We start from the raw sequence: 18,849 nt of genomic DNA, 5'->3' as shown, positions 1-18,849 counted from the left end.
TTGGAAACTTAAAAAAAGGCGTTTCACTTACATAAATTCACATTCCCGATAGCTATCGGGACTATGTGTTAGAAACTAGTTTCTTTCTAGCTTCTTTTATTCACAAACAAAAATCTATGTTTCTATGTGTTTATTTTTTTTCTCGCAGATTTGCTTCGCCTGTTCGCTATCGCTCGGGTTGCAGATTTCGCAGATTTTTAATTTTAATTTTTTAATCTGTGGCTTAAACTTTTTAAACACATAGAAACATAGTTCTTTGGTAACTTAAAAAAAGGCGTTTCACTTGCATAAATTCACATTCCCGATAGCTATTGGGACTATGTGTTAGAAACTAGTTTCTTTCTAACTTCTTTTATTCACAAACAAAAATCTATGTTTCTATGTGTTTATTTTTTTTCTCGCAGATTTTTAATTTTAATCTTTTTAATCCTTTAATCTGTGGCTTAAACTTTTTTAACAATGTATAAGTTTAAGCTTTCATTAAAAGCTCAACGGTTTTTATTTTCAGATTGTCTGTAGAAGCAAGCGTAAGAGCTGTTTCGTCTTTATCGTTTGTAATCTCTTTATCAGCTCCATTCTCCAAAAGTAATTTTACTTTTCGGTAGATTTCTTTCGCTGCTTCAGCATCATAATTGACATTGAAAGCGCAGACTTTGTGTAAAATGGTATTTCCCTGATTGTCTTGTTCGTTAACATCAATGGCTCCACTGTCTAATGCCGATTTTAAAATACCCGATTTCTTCTCAGCAATATAGTCAATACCGGATTTTGGATTTCCGTAGTATGTAGCGCAGTGGTTTAAGTCGGCGCCATCTGATAACAATCTTTGTAAGGAGTTCAAATCGTAATCAGAATCAGACATCATTCGGATAAATTCGGTCAGTAAGGTTCTTCCGTCTTTATTGATGCTGTTGAAATCGGCTGACGAAGATTCGGCCAGAAGTTCGTACATCGGAATCGAAAATTGTTCGCCGACTGCATAATAAAATGAACTGTTTTCCTGATTGTCTTTTTCGTTTGGATCAGCTCCATTTTCTAACAATGTCGGAATATATTCTTTTTTATGTCTTTTAATGGCGTACATCAATGGCGTTGTGCCTACTACATTTTTCTCATTAATGTCAACTCCGTTTTCAAGAAGTATTTTGATGTATTCTGTGCCTTTTTCAGCATTCAAAGAATAATTATTGACGATTTTATGGATTAGGTTTTCTTGTGAATTGCTTTTGTAATTGGCATTGCAACCGAAATCTTCTATTAAGCTTTTGATGACTTCCGGAACGGCTTCTTTTTCGATACAGTATCCCAATAAAGTCTGATCGCTGATTTCGTCATTCACATTGTCGACTTTTGATAGTATGTTTTTGAAGAAAGAAAGAGACTCGTCATCATTTTTTATATTTCGAGAAAGAGGATTGAATATCGATTTATCAAAACTATCCAGTTCGTAGATATCTGTTTCGATAAAACCGGCTTTTATGAATCTTTCGATAAAATCAATTTCTTTTGCTTCGATTATTTTGGCGGCGATTTGAGAAAAGTTATTTTTAAGATATTGTTCGTTAAAATTTTCTCCGTTATTTAGGCATTCTCTGGCCTCGTCAAATTTTCCCTGAAAAAGGAAATTTTCAATTTGGTTTTGTGTTTGCATTTGAAATATATTTAGAATTGAATGATAAACTTTAAGTACAGTTTGATTTTAATCAAAACGGTATCGTAAGATAAAACATAAAAATCGTAAATATATTTCAGGATAAAAACTAAAAGCGACCATTTATGTCAGGAAACAGACAGAATAGGGTTTTTCAGGAAAAAAATCGAATAGAAAGGACAGGATTGCAAGCTCTCTTTTGAGAAACAAAACTTCTTTTTATTCCCCATAATTTTCAGCTTCAATTTTATTTAAGTCTTCCATCATGGTTTGGTAATTTTCATGATTTTGAACCTGATTTAGAAAACGAAGTGAAGACAATGTTTTTTCTTTCACATCTTGCATAATAAATCCGTTTACTTTTAGGTTTGTAAAACCAATTGCAACAATTGCATTGTGGTCATGAACTAAAAAATGCAGATTTTCATTGTCTCTCTTTTCATCATAGTCATAACTTTCGATATTAATTTCCTCAATGAGCTGAATCAGATAAAAATTGTTAGCATCATCATTTTTCAAAAACGACTCAGCTTCCATCATGGCATCAAAACCAGCATCATTCCCAAAAGGCGAATAAAATTCACTAATACTATAATAAAAATCAGATTTAAAGTAATAATTAAAGGAGGGATGTACAGTTTCTTGATTTAGACCAACTTCGGTTTTATAATAATGCTGTTTTACATATTTTGTAATATCTTCCCATTGATTTAAATCGGGCAAATGGCCTTCAAAATAGTTTCTGAAAATTTCTAAGCAACTTGATTTTGAAGCTTCTTCAATGCCATATTGCGAAAAATCATTTTCATATTCCAGTCGTATTTCAAGTGTAAATTTGTTTTTGCCCGTGAGTATTGCCTGCAAATAAATAGCGTTATCAATAGCAGGAGTGTTATTGATGATGATAAAATCGTCTGTTTTTTTGCAATTATGTAACTCATTTTCAATATTGTCAAAATTTTTAACGTTGGTTTCTTTTTCGTTACGGTTTGTGATTATTGAAAATTTCATGTTTTGAATTTAGGGTTGCAAATCGTTTCTAAAGTTAAATCGATTCTGATTTCTTTCAAAACGAAACTTGAAATAGTTGACTTTTATAGAATGTTTTATAGAATGAAGGATGAAAAATAAGAATCGTTTTGGACGAAAAAAAGAAATTTTTTTATTTTTCTCTGCTTGTTGAGATGCATTACGGGATTGCAAATCCGCGTTATCGGGTTTTTGGCAAAATCGCGTTTGCCTTTTGCAATAAGTTCCTGTGCTGTTGCTATTATTTGGTTTGCATTCATTGGTCTTTGATTTTGATGCTGGTTCTTTATAATGTTAAAAGTCTTTTATAAAACTAAAATTGTATTTAGCGGTTTGATGCTGTAAGAAGTCTGGAAACATTGGCAGAATGATTTGAATACTAGTGTAGCTTTTTTTATTTCTCTCTTTTATAATAATTATTTTTCAGCATATAGCTCAATCTTAATCGTGTTTTCACATTGCTCAAAGTTTATATTTCTGTTTTCAATAATCTTAATAATTTCCAAGGTATGATTTATCATTCTTTTAGGAACTAATTTCCCTATGTCTTTTTCTTCTATGGGATTTATTTCAATATATTCAATTTTGTCTATAGTATTAGGGCCCGTATGTCCAGTTTCGATATAAGTTCCGGTAGTATTAATAATCCAATCTTCCCAAGTCAGATTTTTATCTTTATTTCTTAATTTTAATCTGAATTTTATCGGTTGAGCGTTTAATTCTTTTATTAATTCAAGTAAATTATCAGTTTTCATCAATTTCATTTTTAAAGTGGCTTGTTACGTTTCAGGACACGATGAAGAGAGCAATAGAAGTACTGCTGTTGAATCTCGATAGAAGACGGGTTTAGAGCGCTTTGATGCTCGCGCCAGCCGGGGTATGTTTTTATTGTAATTGTTTACATCATTTTGTTTAATTCTTCTCTAGTATACTCCGCTACCGCACGAATCCTTTCGTGTAGTGCGTTTCAAATTAGCCCATTAGGATTATAATTTCGCTACTCATCAAAATGAACCTCAATTTTCGAAATCTTCCATTTATCATTCTCTTTAACCATAGAAACATGTGGTCTGGAATAAAAACCGCCTTCCGGTGAGTTTGACAATTTAATTATAACCAATGCTGTATTATCTTTAATGGAATATTTTTCTATTTCGGCTGTGTCCAGATTTTCGCCTTGTCCGTTTGTCCAAATCATGTAATGGGTAAAGGCACATTCGTTTCCTTCTACATATTCAGCAGGATTTACAGCTCCAGATTCTTCAACTTTTTTCCAGCTTACAGATCTTAGTTTATTCTCGCAATTCCTGAAAGAAACGACTTCGTTTTCATAAAATTTGGGAGAGAAATAACCGCTGGTTTCAAGAAATTTTTTATGTTCTGATGTGTCCAAAACATAGATACTGTCTTTTGACAATACTACATCAGGAGATTCTACAAACTTTTTTAAATAAATATCTTTCAGATACCATTTGTAAAACGCAAGAGCAACGTTTTGCGGTTCGTTTTTAGATTCTGATTTTTTGTCGTCTTTCTTTTCCGTTTCAATCAAATTGTTTGGTTGTGTTTTAGAATCCTCTTTTTTGCAGGAAATAATAACGACAAAAAGCAACAGAGAGGAGATTATAAATTTTTGTTTCATTTCTTAATATGTGTTTTTTAATAGTGGTTATGTTTAATACATAATTACTTTTTAGCAAAAGTGATGATAGGGAAGTCTGTCGGAAGCAATTACTTTATCCTTTTGAAAAAATACAGTCAATGTCCAGTCATTTGAAAACCAGTATTCTATTCTACTTTTTCAGGACGAGACAAGATGCTCGCGCCAACTGGAGGGAATGTAATAACTAGCGAAGGTTTTATAATTTTGATCATTTATACGTTTTATTTCTTTTGATGTAACTTTTTAAATACTATAATTACCAAATCTTCCACCACGGCTTCGTTTTTTGACTTCTCATTATCAACTATCCCTATAATTGCTAATTTTTCCTTATATGTCCTTAAAGCAAATGCTAAAGGCTCATTTTTGTTAATTCCAAAATTTTGATGTGGCTGCACTAGTAAAGTTGCTACTCCACTATAGTTTGTAATATTATATTTTTCGACACGTCCCCAAACTAATTCAGGATTGTGATAATCCCCCAGCTGGTGCGAGCACAGAAAGAATTTCTGCGCGATCGGATTGTAGCAATAATTGGTATTAAACCTGAGTAAATATTAATTGATATGTTTTTATGGGTTGTGATTTAGCTAACTGATAACCGTGAGTATTCTTAATATTTTCAATCCATTCCTCTATGTTTTTAAAATCAGAACTCCATGAATTATAACTATCCAATTCTTTGAAATGAGTTGGTTCAAAAACTAATGTTAATGAGAGTTGGAACATATCAAAATTCTTTTTTGAAAACTGTCGTGTAATATCAAAGCTGAAATGCTCGCCAAGTTCTCCGCCCCAGTTGTATGTTCCGTATTGAAAGAGCAACATGTCGTTATCGCTATCTTCTGCAGAAATACCTCTTACTTTTATGTCAGAATACAATATTTTAGATAATTCAACAATATCATCAGGACTTAAAGCAACACCTTTACTTACTAATTGTTCAATAGCTTTTTGATACTCTTTCTCAACGTTTTTTAGATAAACTGTTTTCATAATATTTTACTCTATATTTTTGTTTCGTAAACCATCGCCAGCTGGGAATTGCAAATCCGCGTTACCGGCAATCTATTTTCCATTTCTCTTTATTTTATAATGATTTTGATTTTTTACAAAAGTCTCCTGCTGGAGCGAGAATTTTGCTCGTGCAATCTTTCATGCGTTTTATCTGATTACTAAGTCCTAAAAACTCATTACTTCTTTCTTAAATGATTTAAACGTACAAAACCTTGTCTCATTTTACCTTCAGGATCACATACATCATAATAATGGTGTTCGATATGAAACAATTTGTCGCCCACTTGCATAGTGGTGTGGTCGGGAATATCCATTTGCGCAATATCCATTTCAAATTCATTTCCATTTGTATCTATAAATTGCATAGCTATTTCTGTTATGGCGGTAATGGTTAGTTGTCTCATTGGTTGCATTTTGTTTTTCAGTCGTTATTTATACCCATATAGTTTTATACCTGTATGATCAAATTCATATTCAAATTTCCCCAGCGCATCAAGCAATTCTTTTATCTTTTCTGTGTCATTCAATATTTGTGGTGAAGCCAGTTTTTCTGTTCTGTTGAAACGTTTTATTTCATACACAGCCGGAACAAAAATCCATTCTATTTCTGATAGTTTAACGGGACCTTGTGTGCCGTTATCAGCGGTATATTGTCTGTTCTCATGAATACCGGGGTGTAAAGTAAAAGGATATTCTTTATTGTCGGTCAGGCATTTCAGGCTTACATTTCCGACGTGTACATTTTCTGTTTCTATGGCATTAAAAAATTTAATCCATTTTGTATTACTCATGCAAGAGGTTTTCGTTTCTCGTGCTTTTTGAATTTGTTTTTCTATGCGATTGTTAGTCATGATTATATACTTTTTTAATCCAAAAAAATCATCCATTTCCAGATAATAATTTATTGCTTCAATAAATGTAGTGGTATCTCCTGCTGGCCCGAGCATCTTGCTCGTGCAATCTTTGGTGACTCAAACCTATTTAATTACCTATCACTATTTTTGAAAATAAAAAAAACAATTTAGCTTTCCCATGCTAAATGATCCAGATTACCGTTTTCATCTGTTTTTACTGCAATTATTTGGTCTGTCAAATCTTTATTAACGGTATAATCAAACACAGCATAATAAGATGAATTATACTTTTTATCTGGATACAGTCCTACTCTTGTCAAATGGAGCATAGCCATAAACTGTTTTTCTTTGTCTCCCTCTAAGTCTATATGGAGTTCTTCCAGAAATTCATCTCCATAATCCTCAACATGTTCTGTTACAAACTGTTTTACGGTGTCTCCATTTTCATCATCATAATCATGTTTTATAAACACCATGTTTTGTTTATCATAATTTTCGATGTTTTCCAGAAAATTTTTAATGACATCCATTCCGTTTCTCTCAATAGCTGTCTTGCCAAAGTTGATGTCAATTCCAATTTCTTTACCTTTTAATTCAATAGAAATTCGATAATCTTCTTCTAAATTATCTGGATTTATCAATCCAAAATAAGGTAATAAATAATCTGTCATTTGTTTTGTGTTTTTAAGGTTGTGGTTTTGATACATTAAGAGTAAAAATTTGCACACAGTATCTTGTCTGTATTGTTGTAAAATAAAACGGTATCGTTTCCATCTGTAAAAAACTCGAAACCTATTATTTTGCCAATCACTTCAAACTTTTCAATTTCTTCAATTTTTGGTTTGTCATAATGATGCAAAGTTCCTTTTAATTCGTCTGTTGTTTCATCGTATATAATCGGACTTTGCTTGTCTGGTTTTGACCAATATTTTTCCATTTTAGACCTAAATAAACCAAATCCATTATTTAATTCATAGTTGAGTTTGTTAATAGAAAATTCGTAAAAGGTTTGTATATAATAATCGGCATCAAATTCATCATCAGTTTGTATGTTCAGATTTTGTTTTTGGGTTTCAATATAATCTTCTGTTTTAGTTTTATTTTCTAAGTAAACTTTTCCATTATTTTCGAAGTCTATTTGTAATTCTCCAAATATATTTTTCGCTTTTTCGGAACCTTTGTAAAGTTTTATATTACCATTGAATTTGTATTTATTTTCTTCAATATCAAATAAAGTATAATTGAATCTGTTTTCTTTTGTTTCGTAGTCTTCGTCTATCCAAAGTCCATTTGACGAGATGAAATGAAATATTTTATTTGGATATTTTTCAAGTGTCAAACTACATAAAGGATAAAATATTCCTTTCAATGTTTCATCTGTAAAAACGTCATTGAATTCTGGGTATAGTTTAATTTTCATTTTTCAATTTTTTAGGATTATTGTTCAGTTTAATCAGCGGTATCGGGATTCAACAAGTTCAGTTGATAATCCTATTTCTTCAAAAAACACTATTGATTTGTCTGTTACTTTAAATGTTGAACTTTTGTAATCAAAGTCTATATTCTCAAGAGCTTTGATAAATAATTCTTTGCCTAAATTCATAATTTTTTATTTTTAAATATTTCAATTTTTCCGCTCTGCAAATTATTCTATAAAACTAAAATTGTATTGAGCCTTTTGATGCTGTAAGAAGTCTGAAAACATTGGCACAGTGATTTTGAATGTTTTGTGGAGCGTTTTTTATTGGTTATTTTAATTAACAAAAGTTGCCATTGTTCCAAAGAATTTCTACTGTTTCATCAATCGAATATTCGAAATAGTTACCATTTTTATCTTTGTTTCTTTGAAATAGTTTATAGTTGAATGTTTTGAAATTTAATTTTAAAAATTTATAAAAATAACCATTCCCAAAAACGGTATTCATACCAAACATTATAATAAATTCCGGAGAATTTTTATCAGGTTCTTCAAAAGTTGTTAAACGTCTCACGATTTCATACAGTTCTTCCTGGGTTATATTTTCAACTTTCTCAGGGTCGGGTAAAGAAACATTAAAAGCGAGATTTTCGGCTCCATCTTCTTCCCACCATTCCCAAAGATTAAACTGCGACATATCTTTTCCTGTCATTAGGTGCAGTTTTTCTTCCAGTTTTTTGTATTCAACAAATTCTTCATCGCCGTTTTCGTCACAATAATCAGTATATTCTAAAATGAGTTTCAAAACTTCGGGATAAAATTTTTCGGCAATATCAAATTGAGGTTCTATTTCTTTTCGTAATTCCATTTTTATTTAGTTTATCTTTATATATTAAAGATTTTTGATTCACTTATTTCTGCAAAATCGCCTATAAAACTAAAATTGTATTTAGCGGTTTAATGTTTTGCAAAGTCTGGAAACATTTGCACAGCGATTATGAATGTTTTGTGGAGCGGGGATTTTAACCTAAAACATTTTCTGCCGTTTCCCATTCTGAATCTTCATTAATATCAATCGCAATCTCTCTTTCTGCTTCAATACTGTCACAATAAGCTCCAATTGCTTCTCCGTCCAGGTCTTCGCTTCCTACATAACAAAGAATATCCCTAAATCCTTTTCGTGTAATATGCCCTACATAATGAACTTGTTGTGTTGATTTAAATATGTTCAATAAATTTTCTTCAATTTCAATTAATCGTGCATTTTCTTTTTCTGTTGGCAAATCGTTTTCGGTTTCAAGCAATGATAATTCAACGCTCAATAAAAACGGAAATTTATCTTTGTCCTGAAACTCTAAATAACCTTTATTGACTGTGGCTGTTGCTGTAAAACCCTCAACTTCTATTAATCGTATTGCCCAATTGTTTTTCATTTTAATTTTGTTTTTATATCCTTTTTCGGATGGTTTATAATTTCTTTTACTATTTAAACTTATTAAGCCCATAATACAGCTTCTCAATGCTTTCTATAAAACTGAAAGTTTATTCACGATACACAAATAAAATTGCTAAGCAACAGTATTATTATAGAGGTTGCTATCGCCGTTTATGGTAATTCTGATGGTTTTTATGTTTGTTAAATCAGCTATAATTTTCATTAATTCTGCTTTTGCATCTGTTTTTATTTTTCGGTTGATGTAAAACTGATGAATGTTCAAGGTTTCCAATTGCGGAATGGTTTTTAATTCCTGAAAGTTTTTCAGATGAAACATATTGGTAAGATGCAAGACTTCTAATTTCTTTAGTTTGGTAAAGCCGAATAACACTTTTGACTGCTGTTCAAAAAGAAATAGTTTTTCCAGATTTGTAAACTCTGACAAGAACGACAAGTCGGCAATTGCAGAAACAGATGAAATACTCAGCGATTCAATCGTTTCTAAATTTGGAATAATAAACGGTTTTGCTTTTGTTCTAAAACACTCTAACTCCAAAGTTTTGATAGAAAGAGGTTTTATGAAATCTAAATTATCAATAGCACCGCTGGTTGAAATATGCAACGTTTCTAAAGTTGTACAGCCTGAAACGGGCGAATAATCTTTTATACTTCCAGCAATTAAAAGTCTTTTAAGGTTCTTGAAATTTTTTAAAAACCGAAGTGAAACTGGTGTATAAATCAATAACGATAAATCTTCAATGTCGTCAAGGTTACTGTTTTTTAAAAAAGCAATGTCTTTTGCGCCGTTTATTTCGATTTCTAATTTTGATTTGTCTTCCATGTTGTAGTTGTCTAATTAATAGTGTTTTAATGTTTTTACTGCAATCAAGATGCTCGTACTGGCTGGAGGATAATTTTTTTTATCTAAAAAGAAAATCTGACAAAAGCATAAAGAGAAAAACACAATTGTAGCTTTTAAAAGCTATAATTGTGTCGAAATAAGTTTTAATCCGCGCTATGAGTTGCCATCAAAAAATTATACATCTTCATGCCATATTTGTTTTAAGAATATTCCTTTCTTAAAAGTCTCTTTTGTGTCGTCTTCAAAAGAAACTTCAACCATAATATCTTCCTCATCATCTGACTGTTGAATCCAATCAACCCATTCAATCATTGGTGATAAATCTCCGTTTTCTCTAACTATTCTATATCCTTCTCCAAGATTTTCAGAAAGTACATTTTCAATTTTTTCTAAACTCATTTTTACTTTTTTTTTGTATTTCTAATATTTTTCTAAACAATCGATATCCTGATTGCTGGTACGCATCTTCTTCATACAATATATGCCATCAAAGATTAATATGTTCATTAATGGTCATTTTTGATAAAATTTTTGACACCAATAAACCCGATATCGCGGATTTGTGTGGGAGCGATACATTTTATCCTTCCTCATTTTCTTTCGTATATTTTTTTATTCTAAAAACCACAAATCCCACAAGAAAACCTGTGGGATTGTAAGATTAATACATTTTATTGATAGTGAATTAAAAAATTTTACCACCAGCCGGTAACAATGTAACTAACAGATGTTGATTTGGCATAAGCCATCGCAATATCTCTTTCTGCTTTCAAAGCAGCTCTGTCGGCTGTAACTTCATCCTGATATACTTTCATGTCAAAATTCCAGGCTTTATTATGATCTGACATAATTTTGGCACCCATTTTATCTGTAAATGCTTTTGCCTCGCCGTAACAGCTTGCATTTGGACTAATTTCTGTCAGATATTCTCCTGCTGCATAAGCTCCTGATTCATCCTGACTGGTATTCCAAATGTTTTTTGCCTGATTTAGTTTTACTTTACAATCATTATCAATGTATTGTTTGTAAATCACTTTTGTAACCGGAAGACTTTTGTCGTAGCAAGCCTTGCAGGCATCAGGAATTGTGGCTAATTTATATAAAGCAGCTTCATACTGGCCCTGGCTGGCTTGAGCCTTCGCATCTTTGATAATAAAGTCGCATTTACGATTATAATAATCTACAATTTTCACTTTTGCCTTAGCGATGAAATCCTGATATTTAGGATCCTCTACTTTTAAGTTTTTTAGAGCCGACATATATGCTTTTGTTTCATTTTCGCCAACGCCTTTCAGTGTTACAGAACAACTCGAAAACTTAATACCTTCCATTCCGTCTCCAATATAAAGATTCACTCCTAAAGTATACGCCTGCATTGGCGGCGCTGTTGGCGTAATGTCTTTTGTTAAAACCACAACATTTGCAGTAATAATAAATCTAGAATTTTCAGAACTTACTCCTAAACCACTTGATGTAATAATCTGCGATAATTTATTCTCAAGATTATTTCTTGCAATATCAGTCAGACCTTCTACTTGATCGGGAACGTATGCTGTTATGTCAATTTGTGAACTGGCATCAGACGAATTCTTCGTTTGGGCTTTTACTCCAAACATTAAAAGAAGACATAGTATTGAAATTATTTTTTTCATCTTTTTTAGGTATTAAGATTATTTTTCTCCAACCACAATAGAAGCCTGACCTAGTCCTTTTGTCATTAATTTTGAATCTATTTTATAAGTATCTTTCAGATATTTTTGAAGTCCTTTTGCCCATCCTTTTGCATCGATTGCTTTTCCATTTGCATCAGCAAGCGGAATTCGTACTTGTTCAAAAAGCATCATGTTTTCTGTAGCGTCTGTAGCACTAAAACGTCCTTTTACTGTGTTGTTTTTTACCCAGTTATCAATCTGATTTCCTAGTTCGTCTCCACCATAATCAGTTTCAAAATCACCTTTAAATGAATCGAATTTTTTCAGTCTTAAGGTAATTTCTCTTCCATTAGCAAACATGTCATCAAAATGACTCATTAATTGTGTGTTGAAATTATCAATATGTGATAAAACAGCTGTTTCTAACATTACAGGCAAATTGGAGCCAATCAATTCGTTTCCGGTTCCAGATGCTCCTGCAATTTGTTTGTCTGTATAAGCATCTAAACCTTGAAGGTTGAAAGTAACGGAATGTTTTGGTCCCATTGTATTTACATTCCAAGTCAACTGCATGATGATATCAGCTTTAGCTGTTTTTTTCAACTTGTCAATTGGGCTTTCAGCAACCGATGCACCGCTTGTTTTACTGGTTAGCATCGCATCTTCTGCAGCTTCACTCTCAAGTGATTTTAAAGCCGATTCTAAATTTTTTAAAGGAAATCCTCTCGCAGCCATCAATTCGTTAATCTTACTGATAGCAATTAAAAGATTTGAATTTTCCTGAAGGGCTGTTTTATAATCTGGAACTTTTACAATTGTTCCCTGATTATTGTATTCAAGCATATAACCACGCTGATTGCACCAAACATCACTAGGAACAACCATAATAGTTGGTTTTTTTGCCTGAGCATTTGTAGTTAAAACACTTAAAAAAAGTGCTACGATTAGAATTACTTTTTTCATTTTTAGCTATTTTTTATTTTTAAAATTTAGAATCCGCTTGAAAGTGATTTAATAATTCCTGCATTTTCCAACTCTTTTCTCAGTTCGGCAACATTTACAGAAACGATTACTCCAATTTTATATTCTTTGCCAATTTTCATACGGTCTTCAGCAGCAACTGCTCCATCATTTGATAAAGAAACGTACTTCATGTATTTTCCTCCATCACTAAAAAAGCTTTTAAAAAAGTCTGCTTTTTCTTCTTCTAAGTTAGAGTTGTTCGTTAACGGACTTTGACCTGGAACGCCAGATTTTCCTGCAAATCCTTTGAAGATAACACCGTGAATAGCATTCTTTTTAGATTGTTCTGTGGCCACTTCTGGTTTTTTAGAATACGACCAGACTTTTATTAAATAAGTTCCCTGAGTTCCTGTTTGAACAGCTTCAATTTCATATCGCCACGCTTCAGTATCTTTGTTTGCTTTTCTTTGCTGAGCATTACTTATTGTTGAAACAGCTATAAAAAGTAACAATGTGATAGTATATTTTAGATTTTTCATTTTTTTGATAATTAGTTAACTTGTCTAATCAACATTCCTGGATAGTATTTACTGCCACCTTCAAATGTAGTTGACTCGATGGTTTGTTTGATTTCGTTACCTTCATCATCCAAAAGAGGCATTCCTCCTGTATAGCGGTTATCCCAGATTTTGTTTTTCTCCACTTTGATGGTTCCTTTCTTTTTGTACTCGATAATTCCAGTTTTAGGATCCATATTAGCTTCTAAAACGTCAAATTTATCTCCTGCTTCAAGACCTTCTTTAATACCAATTTTTGCAGTTATAGGATTTCCTGTAAACAATGGCACTTTGGTTTTGAACATATCATATTTCTTCTGAAGCTTCGCATAAACATTATCAATATTTCTTGTTACAGCAAGATTGATGATTTCATTTTCTGTTCTTTTTCCGTTAAGCGAAAAAGTTACCAAACTTGTTGAACTCTCTGAACCAATAAGTTCTAATTGAAACAAATCTGATTTATCAAACTTTGCTTTTTTCTCTGCTACATTTCCAGTTGTAGAGTTGTCAATCCAATAATCCTGATAAAAAGTGTTGCTAGTGTCATCATCCCATTTTAATTTGTATAGGTATGATGTAGTCCATACAGAATAACCTTCTTTTGCTCTTTCATACCCTTTGTCAGCAACATCTATTGCTTTGTTTCTAAGCATAGAAACACTTATTTTATTTGCAGCTACATAAGCTGCTTCTCTGGCTGCTCTTGCAACAGGTTCGTTTTCGATGAATTTCATTTTTGAAACCACAACAAATGTGTTTCCAATTAGTTCTAATCCTGCTGATTGCAGTAATGCTTTTCCTTCTGAAGAAGCTTCGGCAGTTTTGATGTCAGTAAAAGAAGCATTTATTAATCCTCTCTCACTTACTAAACTAATATCGAATGTTCCGTTAGTTTTTCGGTTAAACCATTTGGCAACTAACTTGTTGGCTATTTTGTTGTCTGTAAAGTATTTGTTTATAACCGGAATCATTTTCTCATCTGATGTATCATCGGTTAAACCATATTTTTTAGGATCAAAGGACTTTTCTCCAATTGTATGGTCATCATATTTATCTGGGAAAGGCGAATTATAGTAAGCTTTAATGACCTGGTCTTTTTTTGGAAAATTTTCAGATTCTATTAAAACAGTATGCAGAGAACTTCTGCGGTATTTGACATCATTTACATCTTTGTTAGATTGAGCGAAGCTGGTCGAACTTGCAATCAGTATAATTGCTAGTATTACTTTTTTTAGTTTCATAAAATTTAGTTTTGTGTTCAATGGAAAGTGCTGCTTTCTGTTAAGTTTATTTTAATAAGAAAAGGACGTAAAAGTAAAAGATAGCTCAAAATGAAAAAATGCCCAATAAGTTTTAAAAATGAAAGAATAAGCTTTATTTCTAAACAACGACACTTACAGGTGTAAGTAATAGACAAGGATTTTTTACCATTTTTATTCTTACATATTATATAACAAATTGCTTTTAATCATTTCATTTTGAAGCAATAAATGACATTTTTTTATTTAACAACCCTTTAGAAGGAATCTATAAAAAGCCAAATAAAAAAAATACTATCTTTACCGATCAAACGTTTATGAACTTAAGCTGCATTGTGGCAGCACTACATATATAATTATGGCATGTACAAGTTGTTCAACCTCAGATGGTGGTGCACCAAAAGGTTGTAAAAATAATGGCACTTGCGGCACCGACAGCTGCAATAAATTGACAGTTTTTGACTGGCTTTCCAATATGAGTCCGTCTAATGGAGAGGCGATTTTTGATTGTGTTGAGGTTCGTTTTAAAAACGGACGCAAAGAATTCTTCAGAAATTCAGAAAAATTAACTTTAAGTATCGGCGATATCGTAGCAACTGTTGCTTCGCCGGGTCATGATATCGGAATTGTAACGCTTACAGGCGAATTGGTAAAAATTCAGATGAAGAAAAAAGGAGCGAATTACGAAAGTAACGACATTCCGAAAATTTACAGAAAAGCTTCTCAGAAAGATATCGATATTTGGTCTGTAGCGCGCGATCGTGAAGAACCAATGAAGGTTCGTGCACGTGAGCTGGCAATTCATCATAAACTCGAAATGAAAATTTCGGATATCGAATTTCAAGGAGATGGATCAAAAGCAACGTTTTATTATACTGCAAATGACCGTGTTGACTTTAGAATGCTGATTAAAGACTTTGCGAAGGAATTTAGCACTAGAGTAGAAATGAAACAAGTTGGTTTCCGCCAGGAGGCTGCGCGTTTGGGAGGAGTAGGCTCCTGCGGGCGCGAACTCTGCTGTTCTACTTGGCTGACCGATTTTAGAAGCGTAAATACTTCAGCGGCACGTTACCAGCAATTGTCTTTAAATCCTCAGAAGTTAGCAGGACAATGCGGTAAATTAAAATGCTGTCTAAACTATGAGTTAGATACTTACATGGACGCTTTAAAAGATTTTCCGGATTACGATACCAAGCTGATTACCGAAAAAGGAGATGCTGTATGCCAGAAACAAGATATTTTTAAAGGGTTGATGTGGTATGCTTACACTAACAATTTCGCCAATTGGCACGTTTTGAAAATTGATCAGGTAAAAGAAATTATTGCCGAAAATAAACAGAAAAACAAAGTTTCTTCTTTGGAGGATTTTGCAATTGAAGTAACTTCAGAACCTGAAAAAGATTTCAATAACGCGATGGGTCAGGAAAGTTTAACCCGTTTTGATCAGCCGAAAAGAAAGAAAAAACCAAACCGTAAGCGTAAACAAAGTGCCGAAAGTGCTGTTGTAGCTGCTCCTGCAAAAACAGAACAGAATCAGAACCAAGGTGGAAACAATAACGGTGGGAAACAGGGCGGAAGAAATTCAAATAAAAACAAGAATAATCATAACAAAAATCATTCGAACAAATCAAACAAACCGAATGATTCCAAATCAAACGAGCCGAAAAAACCTATAACGAATACAAAAAATGAGAATAAGAAATAGTGGTATTCTTCTTTTGGCAGCCATTCTTCTTTTTTCCTGCGATAAAAAAAGAGTGTTTGATGAATACAAATCTGTAGGAAGTGCTTGGCATAAAGACAGTATTGTAACGTTTGACCTGCCGGTTTTAGATTCAACCAAAAGATACAATTTGTTTGTAAATCTAAGAGATAACAATAATTATCCGTTCAATAACATATTTTTAATTGTTGCTCTCGAAATGCCAAACGGTTTCACCAGAGTCGATACTTTAGAATACGATATGGCAGCGCCAGACGGAACATTGCTCGGAAACGGTTTCAGCGATATAAAAGAAAGCAAGCTTTTTTACAAAGACAATGTAAAGTTTAGAGGCAAATACAAAGTAAATATTAAACAAGCATTGAGAGAGTCTGGTAAAGTTCCGGGCGTTAACGAACTTGAAGGAATTACAGACGTTGGTTTTAGAATAGAACAAAAAGATTAGAGAATAATTATGGCTACTAAAAAAAACAATCAATCAAACACCGTAAAAGACATTAAATACTACCAAAAGAAATTTTGGAGACTTTTTGCCTATTCACTATTGGGAATGCTGGCATTTTTTCTCTTTGCTTCATGGGGGTTATTTGGCTCAATGCCTTCTTTTGAAGATTTAGAAAATCCGGATTCTAATCTGGCTACAGAAATTATTTCTTCGGATGGAGTAGTGCTGGGTAAATATTTCAAAACCAACAGATCACAGCTTAAATATTCAGATTTGCCAAAAAGTCTTGTAGAAGCTTTAGTAGCAACAGAAGACGCACGTTTTTATGAGCATTCTGGAATTGACGGAAGAGGAACTTTAAGAGCTGTATCTTCTTTTGGAACAAACGGAGGAGCTAGTACGCTAACGCAACAGCTTGCGAAACAGTTGTTTCATGGCGAGGGTTCTAAATTTCTGCCTTTCAGGATTGTACAAAAAATCAAAGAATGGATTATCGCCATTCGTCTGGAAAGACAATATACAAAAAATGAGATTTTGGCAATGTATTGCAACGTTTACGACTTCGGAAATTATTCTGTTGGAGTAAGTTCTGCAGCACAGACCTATTTTTCAAAAGACCCAAAAAACCTGACATTAGACGAATCGGCTATTTTGGTGGGTATGTTCAAGAATTCAGGTTTATATAATCCGGTTAGAAATCCACAAGGTGTTAAAAACCGTCGAAATGTGGTTTTATCTCAGATGGCAAAAGCAAAGATGATTTCTGAATCTGAAAAAGTAAGACTTCAGGCGCTTCCGATTTCTTTAAAATTCAAACTGGAAAGCCATCGTGAAGGAATGGCAACTTATTTTAGAGAATACCTTCGTGACTACATGAAGAAATGGACAGCTGAAAATAAAAAGCCAGACGGATCAGATTATGATGTTTATAAAGATGGTCTGAAAATTTATACTACAATCGATTCGAGAATGCAGCGATATGCAGAAGAAGCGGTTTCGGCACATATGAAAAATCTGCAACAGCAATTTTTTATTGATATGAAAAACAATAAAAATGCACCTTTTGTTAATATTACAAAAGCCGAAACAGATCGTATCATGATGCAGGCGATGAAGAACTCCGTTCGTTGGGCTACTTTAAAAGATATGGGCAAAAGCGAAGAAGAAATCATTAAATCGTTTGACGTAAAAGCAAAAATGACTGTATTTACCTGGAAAGGAGAACGTGATACAATCATGACACCAACGGATTCTATTCGTTATTACAAACATTTCCTTCAATCTGGTTTAATGTCGATGGAGCCTCAGACTGGAGCAATTAAAGCTTGGGTTGGTGGTATCAACTACAAATACTTTCAGTATGATCACGTAGGTCAGGGTGCAAGACAAGTAGGTTCTACTTTTAAACCTTTTGTTTACGCAACAGCTATCGAGCAGTTAAACATGTCTCCTTGTGATTCTATCCTAGATGGTCCTTTTATGATTCATAAAGGACGCCATCACGTTACAGCTGACTGGGAGCCAAGAAACTCGGATTACAGATACCGCGGAATGGTTACTTTAAAACAAGCTTTAGCAGCTTCGATTAATACAGTATCTGCCAAATTAATTGATAGAACAAGTCCAGAAGCAGTGGTTGAACTGACTAAGAAGTTAGGAGTAAAGACGGAAATTCCCGTACAGCCTTCAATTGCATTAGGAGCTGTTGATATTACAGTAGAAGATATGGTTGCGGCATACAGTACTTTTGCGAACCAAGGAGTTTATGTAAAACCTCAGTTTTTAAGCAGAATCGAAAATAAAAGTGGAGAGGTTATCTACGAACCAATTCCTGAGTCTCATGACGTTTTAAATAAAGATATTGCTTTTGCTGTAATCAAATTACTTCAAGGGGTAACAGAAAGTGGTTCTGGTGTGCGTTTACGTACGCAAGGAGGCGGAAGCGGAGACAACCGTTGGACAGGTTATCCATACATGTTTACAAATCCTATTGCAGGTAAAACAGGAACGACACAAAATCAATCTGATGGTTGGTTTATGGGAATGGTTCCGAACTTAGTAACTGGAGTTTGGGTTGGATGTGAAGACCGTTCGGCTCGTTTTAAAAGTTTGACTTACGGACAAGGAGCAACTGCGGCTTTACCTGTTTGGGGTTATTTCATGAAAAAGTGCTACGCCGATAAAGATCTTCAGATTTCTAAAGGAGAATTTGAGCGTCCGAAAAATCTTTCTATCAAAGTAGACTGTTATCAAAGACCAGTAATTGTAAAAGATACTACAGATACAGAACAAAATACAGATGAATTCCAGTTGTAACAA

At 33.1% G+C, this 18,849-nt stretch carries 21 protein-coding genes; 3 read left to right on the top strand and 18 right to left on the bottom strand.

Annotated elements, in window-relative coordinates; translation table 11 throughout:
- Positions 1 to 469: 469 nt before the first annotated feature.
- The 18 genes from ACFFLS_RS04720 to ACFFLS_RS04635 all read right to left on the bottom strand — a co-directional run bounded on the left by ACFFLS_RS04720 (position 470) and on the right by ACFFLS_RS04635 (position 14,344).
- Positions 470 to 1,651: an ankyrin repeat domain-containing protein gene (locus ACFFLS_RS04720; RefSeq protein WP_379684050.1), complete on the bottom strand. Its 1,182-nt coding sequence runs from the start codon at positions 1,649 to 1,651 to the stop codon at positions 470 to 472.
- A 219-nt stretch (positions 1,652 to 1,870) separates the two neighbouring features.
- Entirely contained in the window at positions 1,871 to 2,662 is a 792-nt protein-coding gene (locus ACFFLS_RS04715; protein WP_379684049.1) for a hypothetical protein, read from the bottom strand.
- A gap of 434 nt (positions 2,663 to 3,096) precedes the next feature.
- On the bottom strand, positions 3,097 to 3,435 hold the full coding sequence (locus tag ACFFLS_RS04710; RefSeq protein ID WP_379684048.1) for a DUF6678 family protein: 339 nt from the start codon (positions 3,433 to 3,435) through the stop codon (positions 3,097 to 3,099).
- Positions 3,436 to 3,677: 242 nt separating this feature from the next.
- On the bottom strand, positions 3,678 to 4,322 hold the full coding sequence (locus ACFFLS_RS04705; RefSeq protein ID WP_379684047.1) for a hypothetical protein: 645 nt from the start codon (positions 4,320 to 4,322) through the stop codon (positions 3,678 to 3,680).
- A 561-nt stretch (positions 4,323 to 4,883) separates the two neighbouring features.
- The gene (locus ACFFLS_RS04700; protein ID WP_379684046.1) at positions 4,884 to 5,339 is read right to left on the bottom strand and encodes a hypothetical protein; all 456 of its coding nucleotides are present in this window, start codon (positions 5,337 to 5,339) and stop codon (positions 4,884 to 4,886) included.
- 197 nt (positions 5,340 to 5,536) lie between these two features.
- Positions 5,537 to 5,764, bottom strand: a complete 228-nt coding sequence (locus ACFFLS_RS04695; protein ID WP_379684045.1) for a hypothetical protein — start codon at positions 5,762 to 5,764, stop codon at positions 5,537 to 5,539.
- Positions 5,765 to 5,788: 24 nt separating this feature from the next.
- Positions 5,789 to 6,307 carry a DUF6678 family protein gene (locus ACFFLS_RS04690; protein ID WP_379684044.1) on the bottom strand — a complete coding sequence of 173 codons (519 nt, stop codon included), beginning with the start codon at positions 6,305 to 6,307 and terminating at the stop codon, positions 5,789 to 5,791.
- A 74-nt stretch (positions 6,308 to 6,381) separates the two neighbouring features.
- Positions 6,382 to 6,885, bottom strand: coding sequence for a DUF2004 domain-containing protein (locus ACFFLS_RS04685; RefSeq protein ID WP_379684043.1), 504 nt, complete (start codon positions 6,883 to 6,885; stop codon positions 6,382 to 6,384).
- Between the two features lie 35 nt (positions 6,886 to 6,920).
- Positions 6,921 to 7,634 carry a hypothetical protein gene (locus tag ACFFLS_RS04680; RefSeq protein WP_379684042.1) on the bottom strand — a complete coding sequence of 238 codons (714 nt, stop codon included), beginning with the start codon at positions 7,632 to 7,634 and terminating at the stop codon, positions 6,921 to 6,923.
- 33 nt (positions 7,635 to 7,667) lie between these two features.
- Positions 7,668 to 7,817 carry a hypothetical protein gene (locus tag ACFFLS_RS04675; RefSeq protein ID WP_379684041.1) on the bottom strand — a complete coding sequence of 50 codons (150 nt, stop codon included), beginning with the start codon at positions 7,815 to 7,817 and terminating at the stop codon, positions 7,668 to 7,670.
- A 154-nt stretch (positions 7,818 to 7,971) separates the two neighbouring features.
- Positions 7,972 to 8,499: a hypothetical protein gene (locus ACFFLS_RS04670; protein ID WP_379684040.1), complete on the bottom strand. Its 528-nt coding sequence runs from the start codon at positions 8,497 to 8,499 to the stop codon at positions 7,972 to 7,974.
- Positions 8,500 to 8,653: 154 nt separating this feature from the next.
- Entirely contained in the window at positions 8,654 to 9,064 is a 411-nt protein-coding gene (locus ACFFLS_RS04665) for a DUF695 domain-containing protein (protein ID WP_379684039.1), read from the bottom strand.
- 135 nt (positions 9,065 to 9,199) lie between these two features.
- Entirely contained in the window at positions 9,200 to 9,907 is a 708-nt protein-coding gene (locus ACFFLS_RS04660; protein WP_379684038.1) for a leucine-rich repeat domain-containing protein, read from the bottom strand.
- 195 nt (positions 9,908 to 10,102) lie between these two features.
- The gene (locus tag ACFFLS_RS04655; protein ID WP_379684037.1) at positions 10,103 to 10,327 is read right to left on the bottom strand and encodes a calponin homology domain-containing protein; all 225 of its coding nucleotides are present in this window, start codon (positions 10,325 to 10,327) and stop codon (positions 10,103 to 10,105) included.
- Between the two features lie 296 nt (positions 10,328 to 10,623).
- Entirely contained in the window at positions 10,624 to 11,580 is a 957-nt protein-coding gene (locus tag ACFFLS_RS04650; RefSeq protein WP_379684036.1) for a hypothetical protein, read from the bottom strand.
- Between the two features lie 18 nt (positions 11,581 to 11,598).
- Complete coding sequence (locus ACFFLS_RS04645; RefSeq protein WP_379684035.1) at positions 11,599 to 12,543, bottom strand: DUF6175 family protein; 945 nt, start codon at positions 12,541 to 12,543, stop codon at positions 11,599 to 11,601.
- A 26-nt stretch (positions 12,544 to 12,569) separates the two neighbouring features.
- Positions 12,570 to 13,082, bottom strand: coding sequence for a hypothetical protein (locus ACFFLS_RS04640; protein WP_379684034.1), 513 nt, complete (start codon positions 13,080 to 13,082; stop codon positions 12,570 to 12,572).
- Positions 13,083 to 13,093: 11 nt separating this feature from the next.
- Positions 13,094 to 14,344, bottom strand: a complete 1,251-nt coding sequence (locus ACFFLS_RS04635; protein ID WP_379684033.1) for a hypothetical protein — start codon at positions 14,342 to 14,344, stop codon at positions 13,094 to 13,096.
- A 376-nt stretch (positions 14,345 to 14,720) separates the two neighbouring features.
- Between ACFFLS_RS04635 and ACFFLS_RS04630 the strand changes: the two genes are divergently transcribed.
- Genes ACFFLS_RS04630 through ACFFLS_RS04620 form a run of 3 tightly spaced genes read left to right on the top strand, consistent with a single transcriptional unit; the run spans position 14,721 to position 18,846 of the window.
- On the top strand, positions 14,721 to 16,067 hold the full coding sequence (locus ACFFLS_RS04630; RefSeq protein ID WP_379684032.1) for a PSP1 domain-containing protein: 1,347 nt from the start codon (positions 14,721 to 14,723) through the stop codon (positions 16,065 to 16,067).
- A complete protein-coding gene (locus ACFFLS_RS04625; RefSeq protein WP_379684031.1) occupies positions 16,051 to 16,530 on the top strand; it encodes a gliding motility lipoprotein GldH in 480 nt (159 codons plus the stop codon). The genes ACFFLS_RS04630 and ACFFLS_RS04625 overlap by 17 nt, the downstream gene beginning before the upstream one ends.
- Before the next feature lie 9 nt (positions 16,531 to 16,539).
- Positions 16,540 to 18,846 (top strand): penicillin-binding protein 1A, encoded by a 2,307-nt coding sequence (locus ACFFLS_RS04620; RefSeq protein WP_379684030.1) that lies wholly within the window; start codon positions 16,540 to 16,542, stop codon positions 18,844 to 18,846.
- The last annotated feature ends 3 nt before the right edge of the window (positions 18,847 to 18,849 follow it).

Source organism: Flavobacterium procerum (assembly GCF_042431625.1).
Taxonomy (GTDB): Bacteria; Bacteroidota; Bacteroidia; order Flavobacteriales; family Flavobacteriaceae; genus Flavobacterium; species Flavobacterium procerum.
This window is presented reverse-complemented; position numbering and strand designations above follow the sequence as displayed.